Raw genomic sequence first — 24151 nt, 5'->3', positions numbered from 1 at the left:
GATGGGTCGCGGGTTTGCAGATCAGTAAAAATGGTTTGATACTGCAGAAATTCAAGCATGCCTGCAGTTTAGATGCAATTGGGTTGTCAGTTGGCGGGTAATTTCGCGCGATCTTGTGATCTGCGCACCCGCAGAATGACGATAGGGTCACGCTGCGCAACAAAGGACACGACGTTTGAGAAGAAACCTGATCCTTGCCCTTTGCGTCCTTGCCGGGTGCCGAGAGGAGGTGCAGATGCTGACCGCGGATGACCTGTCCGCTTTGTTGACATCGGACCGCAAAATCGCGTTTCAGCGGTTTCATATCACTGGATCCGCCCGGATACATAGCGACGGCGGATTTCAAATCCGTGTGCCGCAGCTGGGGCAGGACACTGGCGATTGGTGGTTGGAAGGGAGTGAAATTTGCAGCCGTTGGGCCACTTTCCGACAGGGCCGCAAGCTGTGCGCGGTCGTGGGACTGGCAGAAGATGGCAGTTATCGTGGGTTCAATCCGCAAACCGGTGCATATCTGGGCGAATTCCGGTTCTCTGGTTAAGTTATGTGATTTGCCAGTCTTTGCCTGCGTCGACCCAAACACCTTGGGGCGAAATCGTCGTGCCGCAGATCAGCCGCTCCACTCCTTTAGCGGCTTCAAAAGCTGCCACATAGGCGGGATCGATGTCTGCAGCCAGAGCAAACCTGCCGCAATCGGTGCGCTGCACCAGATACAGCATGATTGCCCGATGTCCTTGTGTTGCCATCTCAGCCAACTCGCCCAAATGCTTGGTGCCGCGCGCCGTGACGCTATCGGGAAACTCGGCCAGACCGGGTTGGCGCGACAGGGTAACGCTTTTGACCTCGACATAGGCGTCGGGCAGGCCGGGTTGGGTCAGTAGAAAATCAATGCGGCTGTTTTGTCCATATTTGACCTCGGGCCGGACGGTTTCATAAGCAGCCAAAGCCGGGATGTCACGAGCCTGCAGTGCGGCGCGCAAGGCTTTGTTGGGAACGGATGTATCCACCCCGGTGAAATGTCCGTTTTCATGGTCGACCAGCCGCCAGCCGTATTTCAGCTTTTTCTTCGGGTCGTCATTGGGTTCCAGCCAGATTTTCTGGCCAGGTTCCGCCAGACCCATCATCGAGCCCGGATTGGCACAATGGGCTGTTACCTCGCGCCCGTCTTCCAGCTGGCAATCGGCCAGAAAGCGTTTGTAGCGGCGGATCAGGCGGGCGGGGACAAGAGGGGTTTCAAATCGCATGTCCCACGGCCTATACCTGCCCATAGGGTCGATCAAGAGAGGGTATGCGCCATGGCCAATCCAACCGCTGCAATGCTGGTGATCGGGGATGAAATCCTGTCGGGCCGCACACGCGATGCCAATATGCACTATCTCGCCGGTGAGCTGACCAAACAAGGCATCGACCTGAAAGAGGTGCGCATAGTCAGCGACGACGCTCCGGCGATCGAAGCGGCCATCAAAGCGTTGGCGGACGCACATGACCATGTTTTTACCAGCGGTGGAATCGGCCCGACACATGACGATATCACTGCCGATTGCATCGCGCGTGCCTTTGGTGCGGCCATTGATGTGCGCGCTGACGCCCGGGCTCTGCTTGAAGCACATTATAACAATTCCGGGTTAGAGCTGAACGCGGCTCGCTTGCGCATGGCACGCATCCCGGATGGCGCGACCCTGATCGACAACCCGGTATCGACAGCACCCGGGTTCACGATCGGGAACGTACATGTCATGGCCGGGGTGCCTTCGGTGTTTCAGGCCATGGTGGCCAGCGTTTTGCCGGGCCTGACCGGTGGAAGCCCGCTGCTGTCTCAGACGCTGCGCGTCAATCGCGGCGAAGGCGACATCGCGGGGCCTCTGGCCGTCTTGGCTGCTGATTTTCCAGATTTGGCGATTGGCAGTTATCCATTTCAGGTCAACGGTGTCTTCGGTGCCAATATTGTGGTCCGAGGCACCGATGGACCGCAAGTCGATGCCGCAATCACCCGGTTGGCGAAAGAGCTTCAGCTTTGACGCACTGGGCCAGTATCGTTGATGGCACATGGCCTGCCGCACGGTACGAACGGCTTGGGCCGTTTCAACTGCGCGAAGGGCAGGGCGGCGGTTCTCGTGTGTCGGCGGCCAGTGCTCTTGGACCGGCGACCGAGGCACAGATCGACTCGGCCGAGACGGCGATGCTGACGATGGGTCAGAAGCGCATCTTTTGTTTGTGGCCCGGCGATGAGGTGCTTGATCGGCAACTCGAGAACCGAGGCTATGAGGTTCTGGACCCCGTCAATATCTATTCCTGCCCGGTTGGTCACTTGACGGATATCCCGATTCCACGTGTGACAGCCTTTGCCATCTGGGATCCGCTGGCCATCATGAATGAGATCTGGGCCAAAGGCGGGATCGGACCTGCGCGATTGGCCGTGATGGCTCGTGCCACGGGGCCGAAAACGGGTCTGCTAATGCGGCGTTCGGATCAACCCGCAGGTACGGGTTTTGTCGCTATGCATGACGCTATTGCCATGGTCCATGCGTTGGAGATCCTGCCCGATCATCGTCGCCACGGGCTGGGAAAATGGGCGATGCGTGCAGCTGCGTTCTGGGCGCAGGAACAAGGTGCGCAAACCCTGAGCGTAATCTGCACTAAGGCAAATGCTGGGGCCAATGGTCTCTATCAGACACTTGGAATGGAGATCGTCGGAGAATACCATTACCGTCAGTGTATCTAAGGAGAAAAGCCTGACGTGACCGACCATCCTCTGCCGACTGCGCTGAATTTACCGATGGCTGATCCTCTGCCACCCGAAACGCAGAGGTATTTCGATATCTGCGTCGAAAAGCTGGGATTTGTGCCTAACGTGTTACGGGCCTATGCCTTTGATGTCGACAAGCTGAACACCTTTACCGCCATGTATAACGATCTGATGCTGGCCGATAGCGGGTTGTCCAAGCTTGAACGAGAGATGATTGCAGTGGTCGTTTCGGCCATCAACAAGTGCTTTTACTGCCTTGTGGCGCATGGGGCTGCGGTGCGGCAGATGTCGGGCAACCCCCAACTGGACGAGATGCTGGTGATGAACTACCGGGTCGTGCCTCTGGACGCGCGGCAACGGGCGATGCTGGACTTTGCAAGCAAAATGACAACCGCCAGCGCCGAGATTGAGGAGCCCGACCGTCAGGTTTTGCGCGACGTGGGGTTCAGCGATCGCGATATCTGGGACATCGCCAATGTCACAGGCTTTTTCAACATGTCAAACCGGGTCGCCAGCGCAACAGCGATGGCTCCGAATGACGCGTATCACGCGCAGGCCCGATGATCCGCCGCGCGGTCCTGATATCCGTGTTGCTGGCGGGGTCGGCTGCGGCGCAGGAAGTTGCTTTGCCGTCAGGGTCGCGTCTAGTGAGCGATCGCACCAGTGCACTGGACAGTTATGACATGCCCATCGGTCGCTTTGAATCGGGCAAAGTCCCAGATCGCGTGATTGAAGGCCGGGTTGAGCGGTTGACGTGGCGATTGCAGTCCGGGTCCAGTACGACGCTGCAGATACTTGCGCCACTGCGTCAGCAAGTCTTGGATCAGGGTTTTGACATAGCATTCGAATGCGAGGCGATTACCTGCGGTGGCTTCGATTTCCGTTTTGGCACCGAGGTCGTACCCACGCCCGACATGTATGTGGCCATTCAGGACTACCGCTTTCTGTCCGCCACACGCGGCGAAGAGGCCCTGAGTCTGCTGGTCAGCCGTACCCCCCCCGATGGCTATGTGCAGATGATCCGCGTGACGCCCGTGGATGCACTCGAACCGCCTGCGCTGGTTGTCGAAGAAACGGTAAATCAGGCCGGTGGTCTGCTGTCCGAGTTGGAGCAGAACGGTCATGTTATTTTGGACGACCTGCATTTCAGAACCGGAGAGATCACGCTGGGCGAAGGCCCGTTTCCGTCGCTGGCGTTGATTGCGGCCTACATGTCCGAAAATCCTGATGTTCGGCTGGCGCTTGTCGGGAACACCGACGATACCGGCACGCTCGAAGCGAATATCTCGGTCAGCACGGGGCGCGCGCAGGCTGTCCGGGTTCGATTGATTGAAGGTCATGGCGTTGCGGGAAATCGTCTTGAGGCCCGCGGGATTGGGTATCTTGCACCGATGACAACGAACGCGACGCCCGAAGGCCGTGATCAGAATCGAAGAGTCGAGGCAGTCCTGCTGGTGAACTGAAAAAAAAGGCCCGCACTTTCGTACGGGCCGTTCAGTCTTCACCGGGGAGAAATTACCAATCCATTGGTCCTCTGTCCTTGAAGGACTCGACCAGGAAATCAATGAATGCACGTACTTTGGGTTGCGTAAAGCGACCAGGCGGATAGACCGCAAAGACACCCTGAACCTCGTCTGGCAAAGATGGCATCGCGTCCAGAACCTTGCCGGATTTCAAAGCACTGGCGTAAAGATAGCTGGGCAAATGCGCGATCCCAAGGCCCGAGATCGCCGCGTTCAGCAGGGACTGCCCGTCATTCACGCTCAACCAGCCGGCGGTCCGAACCTGACGCTTTTCGCCCGAGGGCGCGGTCAGCTTCCAGACATTGCCCGAAGACTGGCTGGAATAGTGCAGCAGCTTATGTTCGTTCAGGTCATCAATCTTCTGCGGCAAGCCGTATTTTTCCATATAGCTTGGCGCAGCAACCAAGCGTTTCACGGTTTCTGTTAGCTTGCGAGCGCGCAAGGTGCTGTCTTCCAGCTCTCCGATACGCACTGCGACGTCGAAACCTTCCGAGATCAGTTCAACGTAGCGGTTGTTGAGGACCATGTTGACGGTGATATCGGGATAGGCTGACAAAAACTCGGACAGAACCGGTGACAGGTGATTGACGCCGAAATCGGTCGCCACACTGATCCTGAGCAGGCCGGACGGAGCAGACTGCATTGACGTAACCAACGCATCGGCTTCGCCTGCGTCATTGAGCACCCGACGGGCACGGTCGTAATACGCAAGGCCAATCTCGGTCGGTGAAACACGGCGCGTTGTGCGGTTTAAAAGGCGTGCGCCCAAGCGCGCCTCCAAGCTCGAGACGTGCTTTGACACGGCCGATTTGGAGATGCCCATTTTTTTCGCCGCATCAGTGAAGCCACCCTGGTCCACCACGTTGGCAAAGGCTTCCATTTCGGTCAGTCTGTCCATTCTCGTTCCCCAGGTCTTTCCGTTTCGGCCAATTTGGTCTGCAATCTGGGCGGAAACAGGGCATATTCGGGATAATAAAAGGGATTTAAAACGGATCGTTCAAGTATGGGAAACGTGGAAACGGTAGTTTCTTAATTCGCCACAAACCCAATAAACGCTGGGTTTTATGGGGATCAAGGCAAATATGCTAAGATGAGAATGGCAAATTTGTGACCAAGGAGGAGATTATGAAAGCCTTTTTTTCCATCGCTGCTCTGATGTTTTCTGCCAGCTTCGTTCTGGCTGCAGGAGAGACCCCATCGAACCCAGATGCCGAGGTTTATTTCGTTAATCTGTCCGACGGTGATTCCGTGCAATCCCCAGTAACAATCGTCTTTGGCCTGAACGGCATGGGTGTGGCGCCTGCCGGGACAGAGGCCGAAAATACCGGCCATCATCACCTTCTGATTGACCGTCCGCCTCTGGGGCAGGGCGAGGATGGCGCGGATGAGCTGGCCTATGGTCTGCCCGCAGATGACAACCACATCCATTTTGGCGGCGGCCAAACCGAGGTGACGCTTGAGATGGCCCCTGGTGAACACACGCTGCAGCTGGTGCTGGGCGATGCGGGACATGTACCCCATAATCCGGCCGTCGTCTCCGAGGTGATCACAATCACCGTCGAATAAAAGCAAGTCGGGCCCCGCAACGAGGCCCGGCTTGCCGTTTTAGAAACCGGCCGCCAGTCGTGTACCCTGATTGATTGCGCGTTTGGCGTCCAGCTCTGCCGCAACATCCGCGCCGCCGATCACATGCGGGGTGATGCCGCGTTCGATCAGCGTATCCGCAAGGCTGCGGTCCGAGACCTGACCGGAGCACAAAACAATCGTATCCGCCGCGATCACGGTCGGGTCGGCACGCTCTTCGCCAAAGCTGACATGCAGGCCGTCGTCGTCGATGCGTTCATAGTTCACGCCGCCGACGAAATTGACGTCCTTCATCTTCAGCGTGGCGCGGTGGATCCAGCCGGTTGTTTTACCCAGACCCTTGCCATGCGCCTGCTTCTTGCGCTGCAGCAGAGTCACCTGACGCGCAGGCGCGGCGGGTTGCGGGCCTTCGGGGGCCAGACCGGCGCGATGCTCGGCGGGGTCGGTGACGCCCCATTCCTTCATCCAGGCAGGCAGGTCAGTGGTAATGCTGTGGCCGTCCTCCAGCAGGAATTCGGACACGTCGAACCCGATACCACCCGCGCCGATCACGGCGACGGATTTGCCGACCTTGGCCTTGTGGCGCAGCACGTCGATATAGTCGATCACATTGTCCCGATCCTGCCCCGGAATCTGCGGATCGCGCGGGGTGACGCCGGTGGCAATGACCACCTCGTCAAAGCCGGTCAGGTCGTCAGCCGTGACTTCGCGGTTCAGTTCGACCTTTACCCCAAGATCAGCGATCATGGTGCGGAACCAATCGACCAAACCCCAGAACTCTTCCTTGCCGGGCACCTGTTTGGCCATGTTCAGCTGGCCACCGATCTCGGACGCGCGGTCAAACAGGGTCACGTCGTGGCCGCGCTGGGCGGCGGTCATGGCGGTGGACAGGCCTGCGGGGCCTGCGCCGACGATGGCCACGGTTTTGCGGGTCTCGGCGGGTTCGATCACCAGCTCGGTCTCGTGACAAGCGCGCGGGTTGACCAGACAGGATGTCAACCTGCCGCTGAACGTGTGGTCCAGACAGGCTTGGTTACAGGCAATACAGGGCGCGATCTTGGCCGCGTTGCCGTTCATCGCTTTGGCGACGAAATCCGCATCCGCCAACATCGGACGGGCCAAGGAAACCATGTCAGCACATCCGGTCGACAGAACTTCTTCTGCGACTTCGGGCGTGTTGATCCGGTTCGATGTGATGACCGGAATGCTCACCTTGCCCATCAGCTTTTTCGTCACCCAGGCAAAGGCCGCGCGGGGAACGGATGTGGCAATGGTCGGAATCCGCGCCTCATGCCAGCCGATGCCGGTGTTCAGGATCGTGGCACCGGCCTTTTCGATCTCTTGCGCCAGTTGCACAACCTCATCATGGGTGGAGCCATTGGGCACAAGGTCGATCATCGACAGACGGTAGATGATGATGAAATCGGTGCCCACGGCCTCACGCGTGCGGCGCACAATCTCAATCGGCAAGCGCATCCGGTTTTCATATGATCCGCCCCAACGGTCGGTGCGTTTGTTGGTATGGGTCACGAGGAACTGGTTGATGAAATACCCCTCGGACCCCATGATCTCGACGCCGTCATAGCCTGCCTTTTGGGCCAGCGTGGCGGCGTTGACGATATCGGCGATCTGCTTTTCGATCCCGTCCTCATCCAGCTCATTGGGCGGGAAGGGCGAGATGGGCGACTTGACCGGGCTGGGGGCCACGCATTTAGGACCATACGCATAGCGGCCCGCGTGCAGGATCTGCATGGCGATCTTGCCGCCCGCCTCGTGTACGCGCTGGGTCACGATGGAATGCTTGGCGACCTCATCTTCATTGGTCATCATAGACGCGCCGGGCAGGACCGAGCCTTCGAGGTTCGGGCCAATCCCGCCCGTCACCATCAGCCCAACTTCGCCGCGTGCACGGTCGGCATAAAACTCGGCCACGCGATTCCAATCGCCCGTTTCCTCGAGCCCCGTATGCATCGAGCCCATCAGGACCCGGTTTTTCAGAGTGGTAAAGCCCAGATCCAGCGGGGCCAGCATGTTTGGGTACGCAGTCACGGCGAACTCTCCCTCTCGGTTGTGTGAGCGTTAGATTGACGTTCACGTCAACGTTGTCACGTGAAACCTAACGTCAAAGTCTTTGCTGTTAGTCTGGCAGTTGATAAAGAACCTGCATAGGAAAATTACGAGGCCCAGCATGACCCCCGACCAGATCGCTAAACTGCCCTATCGGCCTTGTGTCGGGCTGATGATCATGAATGCAGAGGGCAAGATTTTCGTCGGAATGCGAAATGATGGTCCCAAGGACGCATGGCAGATGCCGCAGGGTGGTGTGGACAAAGGTGAAGACCCGCGCGATGCCGCCCTGCGCGAGTTGTGGGAAGAAACCGGCGTGACCGCAGATCTGGTCGAGGTGGTGGCCGAAACCCCCGGCTGGCTGCCATATGATCTGCCTCATGACATCGTGCCGAAGATCTGGAAGGGGCGCTATCGCGGGCAGGAACAGAAATGGTTCCTGCTGCGTTTCACAGGGCGCGATGATCAGATCAATATTGAAACCGAACATCCGGAATTCACCCAATGGAAATGGCAGGAGCCCGCGCGTCTGGTGGACGAGATCGTGCCTTTCAAACGCGCGGTCTATGAGCAGGTGGTGGACGCGTTCGCGGATTATCTAGGCTGAAGATCACTCGCCCAAAGTTTCTATTGCATCGACCAGTCGCAACAAGTCGGCGGCGTAGAATCCGGCGGCGTTGATGCAATTCGTCTCCAGCATCTTCAAGCCAACTGCCGTGCGGCAGATGTCGATCACGAAGGCTGGGGAGTAATCGGGATTGAGGTCCACCAGCCGCTGCGCAAAAGCCCGTGCATCCTCATCAATCTCGGGCCGATAAACGACACGAGTGCCTTCTTTGTATAGGGAATAGGTGACGACTTTCCCGCCCACGACCCAAAGTCGCCACTCTTTGAGGATACGGATTGGCTGGCTGAGCATCAGCAATGTGTCATGGCGCAATGACCCTTTGGGGACCTCATCTTCACCCAGTCCTAGAACGTTTTGGGCAAGGGTAATGATCTCTTGGGTCGTCTTGACGGTTCCGGGCACCTCTTTGCTGTCATCGACGGGGCGCAGAAACCAGCTGCGCCCGTCATTGGGCAGGTTGGTGGGGATGTCTTTCAGGTGCAGGAACAAAGAGTCAGGACCATTCAGCAAATAAGGATGCCATTCGGTCTCATTTACGAAAGGGCGTAGTTTGAAGACACCGGGTTTCAGGCCACGGTTCGCCGCATAACGCCAAAGCGTATAGGAGCCGAACAAAATGACGTTGTCCGGGTTGGTGACAACCGGTTCCGGGGTCAGATCGCCAATGAACGGGACAACCTTGTGCCACGAGTAGGGAATGTCGAGCCGGTCCAACGCATCAGCCAGATTTTGTGTGTCTTCGAATTCCTGAAGTAGCCACTGCATCCGTTTCACCCGCTTTATAACGTGCTGGCAGAGTGACGTTTGACCAAAAAATTTCAATACTGCCCCCTTCACTCACCCTGCGACAACTTGCCGTGAGGGGGCGTAGTTCGCACGTCGGCCCGTCTCTAGCTTGGTGCGCATGAGAGACACCGTTCACAGCCCCCCCGCCATCGTCCCCGCCGGGCGCAAATTCTCCGGTTCCAACCGCCGCGCGCCCCTGCGCGAGGGATTGCAAAGCTGTGGGGAATATCACGCCGGGCAGACGGCGGGGCGGTTCTATCCTATCGCCTGCGTCGCGCTTGAGGTCACGCAGCGATGTAATCTGGATTGCACGCTGTGCTATCTCTCGGACCGGGCCGAGATGACCTATGATCCGCCTCTTTCGGTTCTGTTCGCGCGGTTGAAGACGATCCACAGCCACTATGGTACCGGGGTGTCGGTTCAGTTGACCGGGGGCGACCCGACCCTGCGCAAGGTCGAAGACCTTGAGGCGCTGTGCCGCGAAATCAAGCGCTTGGGGATGCGGTCGTGCCTAATGACCAATGGTATCCGCGCCAGCCGGGCGTTCCTGACGCGGCTGGCCGCAGCCGGTCTGGATGATGTGGCCTTTCACGTGGACATGACGCAAGAGCGCAAGGGGTTCACCTCCGAGGTCGAGCTGAACACCGTCCGCCGCGCTTATATCCGACGCGCGCGCGGGTTGGGCCTGCGCATCCTGTTCAACACCACCGTGTTCGAGGGGAATTTCGATGACCTTCCCGCATTGGCGCGGTTTCTGCGTGACCGACCCGAGGTCGCCTTTGTCTCGTTCCAGATGCAGGCCGATACCGGGCGCGGCGTGTTGCGCGAACGGCCCGAGATGATCACGCAGGACAGCGTCGCGCGTTCGATTGAAGCTGGATACGAGGCCCCGCTGCATTTCGGCACGGCAGCTGTAGGGCATTCCAAGTGCAACAGTTATGCCAGTGTTGTCACAGCAGGGGGGCGGGTTGTTTCGTTGTTGTCAAACCAACCGCTGGTGCATCGGGTGATGGCGGCTCTGGAAGGGGTGGACGACAATCAGGATGCCCATATCCGTATTCGCCCCAAGGTTGGGCGCATGATCCGACGACATCCGCTGCTGGCGCTGCGCGCATTGGGTCAACTTGGGCTCAGCATCGCTCGTCTGGGCACTGGTCTGCTGCGTGGCCCGGTGCGGCGGCAGGCGGTGTTTATTCACAATTTCATGGCGGCGGATCAGTTGGACGAGGATCGCTGCGCCTCGTGCGTGTTCATGGTGGCCACGGCGAATGGGCCGCTTTCGATGTGTGTCCATAACGCGCAGCGCGACATGCACTTGGCCAGTCCTGATCGTCTTGACGGGCCCACCGGCCCGAGCTGGTGGAACGCCGCTGTTCCGCGCCTGTCGAATGGGCCGGACCTGCCCGAGCTTAGCGACCCAGCTCTTGCCCCGATGAAACGGCTGAAAGGGCAGATGCGCGCCCTGCGCCAAATCCGAAAGGATGCCTCATGAGACGTTTGCTGATCCTTCTGTTGCTGCCTTTGCTGACCGCCTGTGCCAGTGTCGAACGTTTGGCCCTTCCTGCGCCCGAGCCTTTGACGAACAGTGCCTTGACCCGCGCTGCCCAACCACCCGGAGAGCGTGTGGATCACCGCGACTGGACCGCCTTTCTGAACCGCTATGTCGCGCCTGATGCGCAGGGGGTAAATCGCGTGGCTTACGGGCAGGTCTCGGCCGACGACAAAGCGCGTCTGGACGGGTATATTGAGGATTTGCAAGCAGTGGACCCTGCGGCGCTGACCCGCGATCAACAGCTGGCCTATTGGATCAACATGTATAACGCGGTGACGGTGGATGTGATCCTTGAAAATTATCCAGTTGCCTCGATCCGCGACATCAAGGACGGCCCGCTGTCAATCGGGCCGTGGAACCGGCCTCTGGTCACGGTTTCGGGGCAGGCTTTGACCCTGAACGAGATCGAGCACCGCATCATCCGCCCTGAATTCAACGAGCCGCGCATTCACTATGCCCTGAACTGCGCCGCTGTGGGCTGCCCAAACCTGATGGACCGCGCCTGGCAGGCCGACACGCTGGAGCGCGACTTTGCCGCCGCCGAGCGCGCCTATATCAACGACCCGCGCGGGGTGCGGTTTAATGACAATGGCGGGTTGATCCTGTCCAAAATCTTCATCTGGTTCCGAGAGGATTTCGGACCGAACGAACAGGCGGTTCTAACCTATGTCCGAACGGTCGCCGACTCCGATCTGGAGGCGCGGCTGCAAGATGTGTCCCGTGTCAGTGCCTATAAGTATGACTGGGCACTGAACGACGCGGCAGCGGGGTCGTAAAAAAGTTACGCCAAGGTCATCTGGACGCCCTCGGCGCAACTCAGCGACTTACAGCAGCCCTTCGGCGCGCAGCAATTCCTGCATGTTTGCCTCGGGGCGGGGGCCGATATGGCTGATCACTTCGCGGGCGCAGACGTTGCCGATCTTGGCGCAGGTCTCGTAATCGCGGCCCGTGGCCATACCAAACAGGAAGCCCGCAGCGAATTGATCGCCCGCGCCGGTGGCGTCGACGGGCACCACTTTTTCCACCGGAATGTCGATGCGCTGACCATCATGCAGAACCGTCACGCCATCGCCCGAACGGGTACATACGACCAGCGGACAGATCGCGGCGGTCTTGCTCAGGGCCTCATCCAGATCATTGGTTTCGAACAGCGATTTGATCTCGGCCTCGTTGCCGATGACGAAATCCAATTCGTTCTCGATCAGCAGCAGGAAATCGACCCGGTGACGTTCCACGCAGAACGGGTCGGAAATGGCGATCCCCGCCTTGCCGCCGCCCTTGTGACAGGTGCGCGCGGCCTCAAGAAACGCGGCCTTGCCCTTTTCCTTGTCGAACAGATAGCCCTCAAGGAACATGATCTGACTGTTGCCCGACACGTCCTCGGACACGTCGGCAGACGACAGTTCCGAGGAAATCCCCAGATAAGTGTTCATCGACCGTTCGCCATCGGGCGAGACAAAGATCATCGAGCGTGAGGTCGGCAGTTCTCCACCCGCGACCGGCGGGTTGACGAAATCGACACCATCCTCATTCATCGCATCGGCATAGAACCGCCCCAGCGCGTCGTCATGCACCCGGCCAATGAATGCCGCATCCAGTCCCAGTGCCCCAGCACCTGCAATGGTATTCGCGACCGAGCCGCCTGGTGTCTGCACGCGCCCCTCCATCGAGGCATAGAGCACTTCACCGCGTTCCTGCTCGATCAGTTGCATGATGCCTTTTTCGATGCCCATCAGCTCCAGAAAGCTATCATCGGCCTGAGAGATTACATCCACAACGGCGTTGCCGATACCGGTGAGTTGATACGTTTTCATAGGGTCTTGTCCTCGAATTGGCAGAGATCGCGGATGATACAGGTTCCGCATAAAGGTTTGCGCGCCTTGCAGTGATAGCGACCATGCAGGATCAGCCAGTGATGCGCGTGCAGTTGGAAATCGGCGGGAATATTGTCTTCGACGGCGCGCTCGACCGCGTCCACGGTCTTGCCGGGACAAATGCCGGTGCGATTGCCGACGCGGAAGATATGGGTGTCGACCGCCTGCGCCGGTTGCCGCCACCACATGTTCAGCACCACATTGGCCGTCTTGCGCCCGACACCGGGCAGCGATTGCAGGGCGGCGCGGGAATTGGGCACCTCGCCACCATACTCATCGACCAGAATACGGCTGAGCTTGATGACGTTCTTGGCCTTTTGGCGGAACAGGCCGATGGTCTTGATATGCTCGGTCAGGCCCGCCTCGCCCAGATCCAGCATCTTTTGCGGCGTGTCGGCGATTTTGAACAGCTTTTTGGTGGCTTTGTTGACGCCCGCATCGGTGGCCTGCGCCGACAGCGCCACGGCGACCACAAGGGTATAGACGTTCACATGATCCAGCTCGCCCTTGGGTTCGGGGTCGGCGTCTTGGAAGCGCGTAAAGATCTCACGGATCGTGTGGTAGTCGAGTTGCTTTGCCATCCGGGCCTTAATGCCGCCCAAGGGCCTGTGACACAAGCCCAAAGCCAATGCGCAGGTTTCGGGTCGCAGGGATGAGCGTTGCGGGATATGGTCCGGGACAGAAGATGAGGTGAGATATGAACGTCCAGACCCCCGAAAGCGGATACCATTACAACGTCATGCGCCGCGCGATCGAGTTGATTGATCAGGGCGGTGAATCCCTGTCGCTGGACGAGCTGGCCCGCCAGATGGACATGAGCCCGGCGCATTTTCAGCGCCTGTTCTCGCGCTGGACCGGGGTGTCGCCGAAACGCTATCAGCAATACCTGACGCTGGGCCACGCCAAGGCGCTGCTGCGCGAGCGGTTCACCACGTTGGAGACCGCGCATAACGTGGGGCTGTCCGGGTCCGGTCGCCTGCACGATCTGTTCCTGAAATGGGAATCCATGAGCCCCGGCGAATACGCCCGCAAAGGCGATGGCCTGACGATATACTGGGGCTGGTTCGACTGCCCCTTTGGCCAAACTTTGGTGATGGGCACCGACAAGGGCATCTGTGGCATGGCCTTTGGCGCGGAAACCGGCGAAGCGGCGGCGATGGAGGACATGACCTCGCGCTGGCCCAAAGCCCGCTATGTCGAGAATACCGAAAAGCTGCGCCCCTGGGTCGAAGCGTCATTTGGTGCCGATCGCGCGGTGACCCCGCTGCACCTGATCGGTTCGCCCCTGCAGATCAAAGTGTGGGAGGCGCTGATGCACATCCCGTCGGGGCAGGTCACGACCTATTCCGAAATCGCGCAGCGGGTGGGGTCCCCGCAAGCGGTGCGGGCCGTGGGCACGGCGGTTGGGCGCAACCCGGTCAGCTGGCTGATCCCGTGTCACCGGGCGTTGCGGAAATCGGGTGGTCTGGGCGGTTATCACTGGGGCCTGCCCGTCAAACGCGCGATGCTGGCCTATGAAGCCGCTCAGGCGGATGCCTGAAACAGAGCGAGGCACCGCAAGGTGCCTCACTATTGGATCACTAGGGATGTTTACTCGGCGGCCCAGCCGCCGACGGCTTTGACCTCAAGAAAATCCTCCAGCCCCCAAACGCCGCCTTCGCGCCCGTTGCCGGATTGCTTCATCCCCCCAAACGGGGACCCTGCCGAACGTGATTTACCGTTCATCTCCACCATGCCGGATCGCAGCACGCGCGCCATACGGTTGGCGCGGTCGCCGTCCTGTGTCTGGACATAGTTGGTCAGGCCATAAGGCGTGTCATTGGCAATCTCGATGGCCTCTTCCTCGGTGTCGAAGGGGATCATAGTCAGGACCGGGCCAAAGATTTCCTCGCGCGCGATGGTCATCTGATTGGTGGCGTCAACAAAGACGGTGGGGCGCACGTAATAGCCCTTGTTCAGACCTTCGGGCCGTCCGGTGCCACCAGCGACCAAACGAGCGCCTTCGTCGATGCCCTTCTGGATCAGGTCTTGTATCTTAGTCCACTGCAGTTCGTTCACCACGGGGCCGATATGGCGACCTTCTTCCAGCGCGGGACCGACGGCGACTTTGGCGGCCACCTCGGCTGCGGTTTCAACCGCCTGATCATAGATCGGGCGCTGAACCAACATACGGCTTGGCGCATTACAACTTTGGCCGGTGTTGTTCATCATGTGCAAAACGCCACGTTTGACCGCTTTTTCATCGGCGTCCGCAAAGACAACGTTTGCGCCTTTGCCGCCCAGTTCCAGATGCACTTTCTTCAGTGAATCTGCTGCATTCTTGGAAATCGCAGTTCCCGCGCGGGTCGAACCTGTAAAACTGATCATATCCACGTCTGGGTGCGCCGACAGCTGAGACCCCACACCCACACCATCACCGTTCACCAAATTGAACACGCCTGCAGGAAAGCCTGCCGCGTCCATCATCTCGGCGAAGATCATCGCGTTCAGGGGGCTTTGCTCGGACGGTTTCAGCACCATCGTACAGCCTGCAATCGCCGCCGCGCCAACTTTCAGGGTAATCTGGTTCATCGGCCAGTTCCATGGCGTGATCAATGCGGCAACACCCACCGCCTCATAGATGATCCGGTCATTGGGCGCATGTTCGCCCAGCGGGCGTTCAAATTGGAATGCCTTTGCAGCGCGGATAAAGTTCTTAAGATGGTAAACCCCTGCGCCTGATTGCTGCGTCCGGGCCATGTTGATTGGCGCGCCCATTTCCATAGACATCGCCTGCGCAAGGTCTTCTGAACGTGATGCGTAGATCTCGATCAGTTTCTCGACCAGAGCGATGCGGTCTTCTACCGGGGTTGCCATCCAGCCCGGCAGGGCCGCCTTTGCCGCCGCTACAGCAGCGTCCGTATCCGGTTGTGATCCAAGGGAAATGACCGCACAGGGCTCTTCGGTCGAGGGGTTGATGACTTCGAAATCATTGGTCGCTGCAGGACTTATCCATTCGCCATTGATGTAGAAGTTACGCTTTTCGATCATGCTGCAACACTTTCGTAGTTGACCCGACCGGTTGGTCGGTTTTTCGCCGCAACCTTGTCACCATGGTAGACGCCGGGCAAGGGACAATTCCGTGTGGGCTTCAAATCGAAATGCGTGAATTTGAACTCGATCCGGAAACAGCAGTTTAACTTATGGGCAAATTGATTAAGTTCTCATCAGGCTTACCAGTATCAGAAGGAGAGGCCCCATGGGTTTGCGTATCAACGACACCGTCCCGAATTTCACCGCAGAAACGGATCAGGGCACCATTCAGTTTCATGACTGGATTGGCGATAGCTGGGCGATTCTGTTCTCGCACCCCAAGGATTTTACCCCTGTCTGCACCACCGAGTTTTCCGCTGTTGCGCAGTTGAATGACGAATGGGCGGCGCGAAACACCAAGGTTCTCGGCGTCTCGGTCGATGGCGTAGAAGACCACAAGAAGTGGAAGAAGGACATCGAGGCTTACGGTAACGCAAATCCCGGTTTCCCGATCATCGCCGATGACGGGCTTGCGGTTTCAAAAGCCTTCGACATGCTGCCCGCCGAGGCGTATCTGCCCGACGGTCGTACCCCTGCAGACAGCGCCACGGTGCGTTCTGTCTTTATCATTGGCCCCGACAAGCAGTTGAAGCTGTCGATGACCTATCCGATGACAGTGGGCCGCAACTTTGCGGAAATCCTGCGTGCGCTGGACGGTCTGCAAATGAGCAGCAAGGGCGTTGCAACCCCGGCCAACTGGGTACCGGGCGAGGACGTGATTATCCCGCCTGCAGTTTCCAACGAAGAGGCCAAAGAGAAATTCGGCGAGTTCGAAACGATCTTTCCCTATCTGCGCAAAACCAAAGCGCCAAGCTAGTACACAGAGCGGGGCGTAAAGCCCCGCTTTTTTAAACTGCGCGTGTCAGGCGCTAACCCGCTGAGGGTGCTGCATCAGTTTTGCCCTGTAAGCCGCGCGTTTGAACTCGCGTGTCAGCTTATCGCTGACCGGGGGTCGGAACTGAATAGTCGAGCCGCCGATCTCACCCGCGACTTCCTGATTGCCGCTGCCTTGCAAAGAGTGGATCGGTTGTCCGGTAAGCCAATGCATCTGCAGGAACGTATCTATCGGACGGTCGATTTGATTTGTCACCGCAAGCAAACGTTCCGCAGCCCGACGTCCGACCAGTTGGCAGACGCATTGCAAGCCAATGACTTTGGGCAAAATGAGCCTTAGATCGTTTCGCCTTGCCAGCACCTGCGTCGCGGTTTCCCGCTGTTTGACGGGGATTCGTATATAATGGTCCGGAGTGACAATCGGCTTGATCAGCTCAAGGGCCTGCTTCATGCGTTCTGGGTCGATGCGCAGGTCGTCTTCGGTGGTGATGGCCAAATCAATCTTTTCGTCGACCATTTTTTGCCAAATTCGCCGATGGCTTTGAAACACCCCGATCTCGGCCGGACGTAATTCAAACGGGTATTCGGGGCGGTGCAGATTACCCGGAAATATTTGGACATCGTTTATTTGTTGCGGATCGCGACCATCCACAGCCTCGATCAACTCGCCATTTGGCAGATCCTGGCACAGCTTTACCGCGTTCTTCCGCCGGGCGGTGCTGGAGGACATATGAATGACAAATGAACGCATGCCCCCGTGCATAGAGCACAGGAACATGCGGGGGAAGAGAAACCGGAGAGAAACTCTTCCCCTATGCTATCAGAACTGCTGGCGGACACCGAAATTTACGCTGAACGCGTCGATATCGTCTTCGACAGTTCCGGTCAGCGCTCCGTTCGGGGCCAGGCGATCAGACGAAACGTCAAAGGCGCGCGAATAGCGGGTATCTAGCGTCAGAGAGGTGTTGGCGCTGACGTCATAAGATACACCTGCGATGATCTGGGCTGCAAAGGTCGTGTCGCTGTCGTCCAGTTCGACACCCGGACCATAGGCGAAATCCAGGTCGGTATAGGTCGCACCCAAGCCCAGGCCTACGTAAGGGGTGAAGGCCCCGGCCTGCTTGAAGTCGACCAGAACGTTCGCAAACAATGAAGTCTGAGTCACATCGCCCGAAACATTGCCTTCGGCGGCCGGGCCGTTGCCGGAGAAGTTTACACCGTCCACATCGTTGTCACGATAAGACAGTTCCAGTTCGATCCGGGTGCCGATGGTGTCGTTGCTCCATTGCGGGATCTCTTTGCCAACGGCCACACCCAGGCCGAAACCACCGTCGAAATCGGTGTCGACATTTTCTGGGCCGCCATTGACGGTGCCGCTGAAGTCGCTGTCCTGCAGCTGGCTGTAACCAGCGAAGCCCTGAATATACAGGCCGTCTGCCAGACTCTGTGCCGACAATGCCGATGCGCTGATCGTCAGTGCCGCCGAGGCGAGAAGAATACGCTTAACCATGTCCATGTCCTTTGTTCCAAATGGTTATGAGCGCACATGTGGGCGAACGCTTCGGCAATAGGAAGGCATGAAGGCTTCACTTCGATTCACAGGTATTTGGGGCTGTGTGAGCGAATAATCGCAACCCGTGATGTCATACGTTTTGCGGGGCTGACAATTCCACCGGTTGCATTACTGCATCCTGAATTGCGCGTACAGGTTGAACGGGCCGCAGTCGGTCATAAACGATGTGAAATACGTAGGTATAGACAGAGTATGTGATCGTCAGGCCGAGGTTGAAGGCCAGCGCGGTTTTTAACGAATGCCCTCCGACATACATCATCAACGGGCACGTGATGATCACCGCTGTGACCTCGTGCAGAACGGCGTGAATAATTCGCATCCGGTGCGGCCGGGCGCAGGCCAAACGGCAGGTTTGGTTCCTTTCCAGCAGGTCGAACAAGGTGTTGAAGACCGGAGACCATATCAGAATGACGATGGACAGCAGCGTGATCAACGCAAATCCATGCGCCATAGAAGATCCGGCGATATAAGCGTAAACCGGTGAGACAAAGGCAATGCCTATAAGCTCAAAACTGCCGGTTTGAATGACGCGCTCTTTGAACGTCCTCAGTGTCATGACCCATCCCTTCACACACGTGATGACCTTGCTAATTCGGTCTTTTGTCCGGACCTGTCTTATAGGTCGGCAGGAAATTGTTTCCCTTGGGTAAACTGTCAGGCCGAGATCTCTTTGACTGTGAACTTGGACACAGACCCTTAAGGCGTGCCAGATGATTGGCACCTTGGTTCGGAGTTCTGGGGCAAATGTGCTAGGATACCGTCGTCGGGGCAGATGAAGACAGGTATCGGGCTTTCATTTCAGGAGGGTCACGATGGCATTTACAGATTGGTACGTTGAGGGCGCGGCATTCGGAAACTGCAATTGCGGTTACGCCTGTCCCTGCCAGTTCGAAGAACTACCCACCCATGGGAATTGCCGAGGGTTCGAAGTGCTCGAGGTGTCCAAAGGGCATTTCGGCGAGATCGACCTGACGGGCACCAAGGCGGCACTGATCTATGCCTGGCCCGGCCCGATTTTCGAGGGCGGAGGGGAAATGCAGGTGATCATTGATCCGGGTGCGACAGACGCGCAGCGGAATGCGCTGGAGAAAGTGTTCCACGGGGAAGAAACCGACGAAATGGCCACCCATTGGTTCGTGTTCCGTGCCATGTGCAAAACCGTGCATGATACCCTGTATCTGCCGATAGACTTTGATATCGACATCGAAGGGCGCAAAGCCAATGTCACAGTAGGCGACGTGTTGCGATCAACCGGACGCCCGATTCAGGCCCCGCATGGTGGCGGAGAGCACCGGGTGCGCATTGATATTCCCGGTGGGATCGAATTCACCATCGCCGAGATCGGCAGCGCCTCGACCACGGCGAATGCTGCGATCACGCTGGACCTGAAGGATAGCTTTGGTCAGTGGCATGTGCTGAAACACGGGCCGTCCGGGGTCGCCCACTAGGACATTCCGACCGTTTCCGCCCCCTGTTTCACTGAGCCGTTAACGCGCTGCTTCAATGCGGTAAAAGCGTTTTGCCGTGTTGTGAAAGACATCGGTATGACTGGCGACCGGGACGATGGCCTCATGCCGGGATACGGTCTCGTGATATGTCGCGCTTAGGCTGTCGACCGGGAAATTCGACCCGAACATGCAGCGGTCAGATCCGAATTGGGACAGGCAGGTCTTTATGATGGGCGAAACGCTGTTGGCGCTCCAGCTGTGATCAAACATCCCCAAACCGGACAGCTTGCAATAAACCTGCGGCAAACAGGACAACGATATCAAGGCATCGGACCACTGGCGCAAGCCTTCATCCGTTCGATCATGCGGTGATCCGGCATGGCACAATGCCACCTGCGTCTCGGGGGATTGGGCAAGAACTGCAGCGGTCTGTTGCATCAATTCGGGCAGAAGTTGCAGGTCAAAGGACAGGCCACGCGCCCCCAATTGTTGAAGGCCGGATAGGAAATTGGGGTCCTCAAGCAGCGCATTGGTGCCGGTGACTGCGTCCTCGCCGGGCGCGCGGCCTATGATCTGTCGAACACCGCGCAGGGACGGCAAGGTTTGAAGACGATCGAGTTGTTCACTCAGATCATCAGCCGTCAGATCGCAGAAGGCCACCTGTAACAGAGGCCAGTCCGGAAACTGGTCGGCCACGGATTGAACCCAACGCGCTTCGGCCCACGGGTCTGCTGCTCCTACCTGGATATGTACCGACGCGCCAAAGCCCCGTGCTTCGGCATCCGCGCGGAATTCTGGCAGCAGATAATCCCGTTGGATGGACGCGGGGTCACCGAAAAATCGAACAACACCTTTTTCGGCCAGCCACGGATATGTCACAGCAGACAGGTCCCAAAGGTGGTGATGTGCATCTATCTTCATAGCGTTTCTATCCCTGTGCTGCGTTCCAGAATGTCGACGCCTTGCCCTTTCCAGAAATGCAGCAGGTCAATGAAAATCCAGTTCTCAGCCAACTTGTCACCATCACGGCGATAAATGTCGATCACCCGAAATTCGCCGGTCTGGCCGGTGGCCGGCATCCCCATGAAACCGCCGGTTGGAATGGCCGTAAAGTTGGGCCAGCCAAAAAAGCCGCCGTAATGTCCCTCGGCCAGTCGGCAAATATGATTGGTCTTGGAGCGGTTCGTGAAAGCGGCGCGGAACGGGCCGGAGTGCTGCTTGGCATAGCGTTCGATCGTATAGGTCGCGCCGATACCTTCGGGCCCCCACCACAGCATGTCGTCGTGCCAGCTTTGGGCCAGTTCATCCTCAAGCGATAGCCCGCTGTTCCATTGGCCCAGATCTGCAATCATTGCATTGATCACGGCCAGAGTTTTCTGCCCCTCTTCGATGGGCTGTTCAGTTATCAGCAGCCCGTCATGCGTTCTTGGACCTGGCTGCACCACATGCATGGCGGTCTGCGGTGGGAAGGGGTTCTGCCCGGCCTGCACCATCAGATGCGGAATGTCGAAATACATAGCTGTTTCGACAATCTGACCCTCGGCGATCCGATAAAAGGCACAATATCGTAGGAAAGTCAGCTTGCCTGTCGGGCGGATGCCCAACCACGGTTGGTCAAACAACCCCATAAGATGCCCCATTGAGACGACCCAGATATCGGCCTCGTCCCGCAATGAGTTCTGTCCGGCAAACAGAATGTCCTCGCGTATTTGAAGATGGGCTAAACTGTGTTTGAGCGGCTGCCAGAATCGGTCCCCGACTTGCGCGGGACCGCTAAGCTGATTGAATGGATGAAAGCCACGCCACAGCATATCTGGTGCGCAAAATTGGCCCAGAACCTGCGAAATTTGATCCTCACCTACGCCTTCCAACTCCTTGTGAAAGGCAATGATTAATTTTTTTGCTGTCTGAAAGTGTTCGGAATTTACCATGTTTCTCAGCGTTTTATCAGGTTCATCCGCCAGGGATGAGTCGGGTTTCAGCTTCATTTTTGCATACGTATGCAAAAAAGTCTTGCCCGATTTGATACATGCGAATTACAGTTTTGCAAACGTATGCAAAGCGAATCCTTGTTGGGGGGCTCCATGGCGGAAATCAAATTGCGCAACGTCGGCAAACGCTGGGGTACCTTCGTGGGGGTCCACAATTTTGACCTGACGATCGCAGATCGCGAGTTTCTGGTGCTGTTAGGCCCGTCGGGCTGCGGCAAGACCACCACGATGCGCATGATCGCCGGGCTTGAGGATGTGACCGAGGGCGAGATTCTGATCGACGGTAAGGTCGTCAACGATCTGGAGCCCAAGGACCGTGATGTTGCGATGGTGTTCCAAAGCTATGCGCTTTATCCCAACATGAACGTCTATGAAAACATCCGCTTTCCGCTGAAGGTGCGCGGCATCGATCCCGATACGCATGATGACAAGGTACGCCGCGCCAGCGCGATGGTCGAACTGGACGACTTCCTGCATCGCAAACCGGCCGAACTGTCGGGCGGTCAGCGGCAGCGTGTGGCGCTGGCCCGCGCCATTGTGCGCGAGCCCAACGTGTTTCTGATGGACGAGCCTCTGTCGAATCTGGATGCCAAGCTGCGGGTCTCGACCCGAGCGCAGATCAAGAACCTCAGCCATGAACTGGCGGTGACGACGATCTATGTGACCCACGACCAGATTGAGGCGATGACACTGGCCGACCGCGTTGTGGTGATGAAACAGGGCGTGGTGCAGCAGGTCGGCAGCCCGACCGAGATTTACGACCGTCCGGCCAATACCTTTGTGGCCAGCTTTATCGGCTCACCGGCCATGAACCTGATGGACGGCGAGGTCGCGGGCGGGGTGTTCCGCGCGGAACATGTTGAGATACCGGTGGACGCGCCGGACGGCCCCATGACGCTGGGCTTCCGGGCCGAGGATGCCAGCCTTTCCGAAGGCTCGGGTCAGATTACCGCGCCGATCTACACGCTCGAATTGCTGGGCGACGCGACCATGATTTCGGTCCGGGTTGGCGGGGCTTTGGTGTCGGTCAAGGCCGATAAATCTTTCCGCGCCGAGATTGGGGACAACGTCTCGTTCTCGGTGCCAACGGAAATCTGTCACCTCTTCGAAGCTGGAAGCGGTGCGCGGATCGGGGACTAACCCCAAAAACAGCCCATACGGGCATAACAGCGGTCCGGGCGTCGACGACGGACCCATCCTGACAGGGAGAAACGCATGAAACTCAAGACGATCCTAATGGCAGGGGCCATGGCCATCGCCGCAAGCGGTGCATCGGCGGCCTGTTCTTACGAAAACGAAGTACCGTTGAAATCGCTGACGGCAGGTTTTGAGGCTTGGAAAGCGGTGACGGACGCGATGGCCGAATGCGGCAATTTCAGCGCCTCGCTGGATCAGGAATTCCGCGAGAAGCAGCCCGAGGCCTTTGCGGCCGATCCTTCCCTGTATCAGATTGGCGGCGTTGCGAATGAAACCATGATCCCGCTGCTAAACGCGGGTTCCATCCGTCCGCTGGATGATCTGGTTGCAAAATATGGCCAAGACCTGCTGCCCAACCAGTTGATCAAGGTAGATGGCAAGGTGATGGCGATTGCCATGATGGTGAACGCGCAGCACCTTATGTACCGTTCGGACGTTCTGGCCGATCTGGGCATCGAAGAGCCCGCCACCTATGACGACGTTCTCGCCGCCGCTGCCAAGATCAAAGAGGCCGGCGTGATGGAATACCCCATCGGCGGCACGTTCAAGACCGGTTGGAACCTGGCCCAGGAATTCGTCAACATGTATATGGGCGAGGGCGGCACGTTCATCGGCGAAGGCAACATGCCCACGATCAACAATGAAAAGGGTGTCAAAGCGCTTGAGACGATGAAGGCCATGACCGAGTTCATGGATCCGGAATACCTCGTGTCCGACTCCACCTATGTTCAGCAGCAGTTCCAGCAGGGCAAGATCGCCATGGCGAACCTGTGGGCCAGCCGCGCGGCTGCCATGAATGACGAAGCTGAAAGCCAGGTTGTCGGCAAGGTCACCATGGCCTCGGCCCCGATGGGGTCCGAGCGTCCCTCGACCACGATCTGGTGGGACGGCATCGTTTTGGCCTCGAACATCAGCGATGAGGAGGCCGACGCTGCCTTCCGTCTGGTCATGGAAGGTATCGACGGTGACATGGTCAGCGCCAACAATGACACCGCCGTCTGGCTGAACGCCGCTTATAAGCCCGGCGATCTGGCTGCTGGCGCTGCGGCTTCGGCGCAGAACGGTGCCGGGGCCTATCCGGCCAGCGCCGCAATGGGTGTTCTGCACAGCGCATTGGGAAATGGTCTGGCCGATTACCTGACCGGTGCCAAGGATGCGCAAACCGCGCTGGCCGATATCGAGGCGGATTACATCACCGCCGCGAAAGAGGCTGGCCTGATCAGCAACTGATCCTCTCTGGGGAGGGCCCCGTGCCCTCCCTCTTTTCCCACTTGAGAAC

The 24151-nt window shown here is 58.2% G+C and carries 26 protein-coding genes; 14 read left to right on the top strand and 12 right to left on the bottom strand.

Annotation, left to right across the window (positions count from 1 at the left end):
• Positions 1–235 precede the first annotated feature (235 nt).
• Positions 236–538, top strand: coding sequence for a hypothetical protein (locus tag ACR3EG_RS18445; protein ID WP_480497092.1), 303 nt, complete (start codon positions 236–238; stop codon positions 536–538).
• Position 539: 1 nt separating this feature from the next.
• On the opposite strand, the gene sfsA is transcribed toward ACR3EG_RS18445, so the two are convergent.
• Positions 540–1241 carry a DNA/RNA nuclease SfsA gene (gene sfsA / locus ACR3EG_RS18440; protein ID WP_480497093.1) on the bottom strand — a complete coding sequence of 234 codons (702 nt, stop codon included), beginning with the start codon at positions 1239–1241 and terminating at the stop codon, positions 540–542.
• Between the two features lie 51 nt (positions 1242–1292).
• On the opposite strand from sfsA, the gene ACR3EG_RS18435 reads away from it, so the two are divergent.
• From ACR3EG_RS18435 to ACR3EG_RS18420, 4 genes are read left to right on the top strand one after another with little or no spacing between them, the layout of a single operon-like run.
• Complete coding sequence (locus ACR3EG_RS18435; RefSeq protein ID WP_480497094.1) at positions 1293–2015, top strand: competence/damage-inducible protein A; 723 nt, start codon at positions 1293–1295, stop codon at positions 2013–2015.
• Entirely contained in the window at positions 2012–2719 is a 708-nt protein-coding gene (locus tag ACR3EG_RS18430; RefSeq protein ID WP_480497095.1) for a GNAT family N-acetyltransferase, read from the top strand. Before ACR3EG_RS18435 ends, ACR3EG_RS18430 begins: the two co-directional genes overlap by 4 nt.
• A gap of 15 nt (positions 2720–2734) precedes the next feature.
• The gene (locus ACR3EG_RS18425; protein WP_480497096.1) at positions 2735–3307 is read left to right on the top strand and encodes a peroxidase-related enzyme; all 573 of its coding nucleotides are present in this window, start codon (positions 2735–2737) and stop codon (positions 3305–3307) included.
• The gene (locus ACR3EG_RS18420; protein WP_480497097.1) at positions 3304–4206 is read left to right on the top strand and encodes an OmpA family protein; all 903 of its coding nucleotides are present in this window, start codon (positions 3304–3306) and stop codon (positions 4204–4206) included. The genes ACR3EG_RS18425 and ACR3EG_RS18420 overlap by 4 nt, the downstream gene beginning before the upstream one ends.
• 52 nt (positions 4207–4258) lie before the next feature.
• Here ACR3EG_RS18420 and ACR3EG_RS18415 read toward each other — a convergent pair whose 3' ends face one another.
• Complete coding sequence (locus ACR3EG_RS18415) at positions 4259–5164, bottom strand: LysR family transcriptional regulator (RefSeq protein WP_480497098.1); 906 nt, start codon at positions 5162–5164, stop codon at positions 4259–4261.
• Positions 5165–5391: 227 nt separating this feature from the next.
• On the opposite strand from ACR3EG_RS18415, the gene ACR3EG_RS18410 reads away from it, so the two are divergent.
• The gene (locus tag ACR3EG_RS18410; RefSeq protein WP_480497099.1) at positions 5392–5832 is read left to right on the top strand and encodes a DUF4399 domain-containing protein; all 441 of its coding nucleotides are present in this window, start codon (positions 5392–5394) and stop codon (positions 5830–5832) included.
• Between the two features lie 39 nt (positions 5833–5871).
• Here ACR3EG_RS18410 and ACR3EG_RS18405 read toward each other — a convergent pair whose 3' ends face one another.
• Positions 5872–7899 (bottom strand): FAD-dependent oxidoreductase, encoded by a 2028-nt coding sequence (locus tag ACR3EG_RS18405; protein ID WP_480497100.1) that lies wholly within the window; start codon positions 7897–7899, stop codon positions 5872–5874.
• A gap of 139 nt (positions 7900–8038) precedes the next feature.
• On the opposite strand from ACR3EG_RS18405, the gene ACR3EG_RS18400 reads away from it, so the two are divergent.
• Positions 8039–8524, top strand: a complete 486-nt coding sequence (locus ACR3EG_RS18400; protein WP_480497101.1) for an RNA pyrophosphohydrolase — start codon at positions 8039–8041, stop codon at positions 8522–8524.
• A gap of 3 nt (positions 8525–8527) precedes the next feature.
• On the opposite strand, the gene ACR3EG_RS18395 is transcribed toward ACR3EG_RS18400, so the two are convergent.
• Positions 8528–9310 (bottom strand): ATP-grasp domain-containing protein, encoded by a 783-nt coding sequence (locus tag ACR3EG_RS18395; protein ID WP_480497102.1) that lies wholly within the window; start codon positions 9308–9310, stop codon positions 8528–8530.
• A gap of 139 nt (positions 9311–9449) precedes the next feature.
• Here ACR3EG_RS18395 and ACR3EG_RS18390 point away from each other — a divergent pair, with 139 nt between their 5' ends.
• A complete protein-coding gene (locus tag ACR3EG_RS18390; RefSeq protein WP_480497103.1) occupies positions 9450–10823 on the top strand; it encodes a radical SAM protein in 1374 nt (457 codons plus the stop codon).
• The gene (locus ACR3EG_RS18385; RefSeq protein WP_480497104.1) at positions 10820–11659 is read left to right on the top strand and encodes a DUF547 domain-containing protein; all 840 of its coding nucleotides are present in this window, start codon (positions 10820–10822) and stop codon (positions 11657–11659) included. Before ACR3EG_RS18390 ends, ACR3EG_RS18385 begins: the two co-directional genes overlap by 4 nt.
• A gap of 48 nt (positions 11660–11707) precedes the next feature.
• Here the strand turns inward: ACR3EG_RS18385 and ACR3EG_RS18380 are convergent, their stop codons facing one another.
• Entirely contained in the window at positions 11708–12697 is a 990-nt protein-coding gene (locus ACR3EG_RS18380) for an adenosine kinase (RefSeq protein ID WP_480497105.1), read from the bottom strand.
• Complete coding sequence (nth, locus tag ACR3EG_RS18375; protein WP_480497106.1) at positions 12694–13338, bottom strand: endonuclease III; 645 nt, start codon at positions 13336–13338, stop codon at positions 12694–12696. The genes ACR3EG_RS18380 and nth overlap by 4 nt, the downstream gene beginning before the upstream one ends.
• Before the next feature lie 116 nt (positions 13339–13454).
• On the opposite strand from nth, the gene ACR3EG_RS18370 reads away from it, so the two are divergent.
• Positions 13455–14297: a bifunctional helix-turn-helix domain-containing protein/methylated-DNA--[protein]-cysteine S-methyltransferase gene (locus ACR3EG_RS18370; protein WP_480497107.1), complete on the top strand. Its 843-nt coding sequence runs from the start codon at positions 13455–13457 to the stop codon at positions 14295–14297.
• A gap of 50 nt (positions 14298–14347) precedes the next feature.
• Here the strand turns inward: ACR3EG_RS18370 and ACR3EG_RS18365 are convergent, their stop codons facing one another.
• Positions 14348–15787 (bottom strand): aldehyde dehydrogenase family protein, encoded by a 1440-nt coding sequence (locus tag ACR3EG_RS18365; RefSeq protein ID WP_480497108.1) that lies wholly within the window; start codon positions 15785–15787, stop codon positions 14348–14350.
• Positions 15788–15995: 208 nt separating this feature from the next.
• Between ACR3EG_RS18365 and ACR3EG_RS18360 the strand changes: the two genes are divergently transcribed.
• Complete coding sequence (locus ACR3EG_RS18360) at positions 15996–16646, top strand: peroxiredoxin (RefSeq protein ID WP_170355987.1); 651 nt, start codon at positions 15996–15998, stop codon at positions 16644–16646.
• Positions 16647–16691: 45 nt separating this feature from the next.
• Here ACR3EG_RS18360 and ACR3EG_RS18355 read toward each other — a convergent pair whose 3' ends face one another.
• The 3 genes from ACR3EG_RS18355 to ACR3EG_RS18345 form a co-directional block, all read right to left on the bottom strand.
• Positions 16692–17414: a glycosyltransferase family 25 protein gene (locus ACR3EG_RS18355; RefSeq protein WP_480497109.1), complete on the bottom strand. Its 723-nt coding sequence runs from the start codon at positions 17412–17414 to the stop codon at positions 16692–16694.
• Between the two features lie 69 nt (positions 17415–17483).
• Positions 17484–18173, bottom strand: a complete 690-nt coding sequence (locus ACR3EG_RS18350; RefSeq protein ID WP_170755237.1) for an outer membrane protein — start codon at positions 18171–18173, stop codon at positions 17484–17486.
• Positions 18174–18306: 133 nt separating this feature from the next.
• On the bottom strand, positions 18307–18792 hold the full coding sequence (locus ACR3EG_RS18345) for a PACE efflux transporter (protein ID WP_170755238.1): 486 nt from the start codon (positions 18790–18792) through the stop codon (positions 18307–18309).
• Between the two features lie 256 nt (positions 18793–19048).
• On the opposite strand from ACR3EG_RS18345, the gene ACR3EG_RS18340 reads away from it, so the two are divergent.
• Complete coding sequence (locus ACR3EG_RS18340; RefSeq protein WP_170355995.1) at positions 19049–19684, top strand: DUF1326 domain-containing protein; 636 nt, start codon at positions 19049–19051, stop codon at positions 19682–19684.
• Between the two features lie 39 nt (positions 19685–19723).
• Here ACR3EG_RS18340 and ACR3EG_RS18335 read toward each other — a convergent pair whose 3' ends face one another.
• Both ACR3EG_RS18335 and ACR3EG_RS18330 read right to left on the bottom strand, forming a co-directional pair.
• Positions 19724–20605, bottom strand: coding sequence for an amidohydrolase family protein (locus ACR3EG_RS18335; protein ID WP_480497110.1), 882 nt, complete (start codon positions 20603–20605; stop codon positions 19724–19726).
• A complete protein-coding gene (locus ACR3EG_RS18330; protein WP_480497111.1) occupies positions 20602–21615 on the bottom strand; it encodes an ester cyclase in 1014 nt (337 codons plus the stop codon). The genes ACR3EG_RS18335 and ACR3EG_RS18330 overlap by 4 nt, the downstream gene beginning before the upstream one ends.
• A gap of 153 nt (positions 21616–21768) precedes the next feature.
• Here ACR3EG_RS18330 and ACR3EG_RS18325 point away from each other — a divergent pair, with 153 nt between their 5' ends.
• Both ACR3EG_RS18325 and ACR3EG_RS18320 read left to right on the top strand, forming a co-directional pair.
• Positions 21769–22815 (top strand): ABC transporter ATP-binding protein, encoded by a 1047-nt coding sequence (locus tag ACR3EG_RS18325; protein ID WP_480497112.1) that lies wholly within the window; start codon positions 21769–21771, stop codon positions 22813–22815.
• 75 nt (positions 22816–22890) lie between these two features.
• The gene (locus tag ACR3EG_RS18320; protein ID WP_480497113.1) at positions 22891–24102 is read left to right on the top strand and encodes an ABC transporter substrate-binding protein; all 1212 of its coding nucleotides are present in this window, start codon (positions 22891–22893) and stop codon (positions 24100–24102) included.
• Positions 24103–24151 lie beyond the last annotated feature (49 nt).

The organism is Ruegeria sp. AM7, from assembly GCF_056535965.1.
Note: the sequence above shows the minus strand (reverse complement) of the source record. Positions and strands in the feature narration are given on the sequence as shown.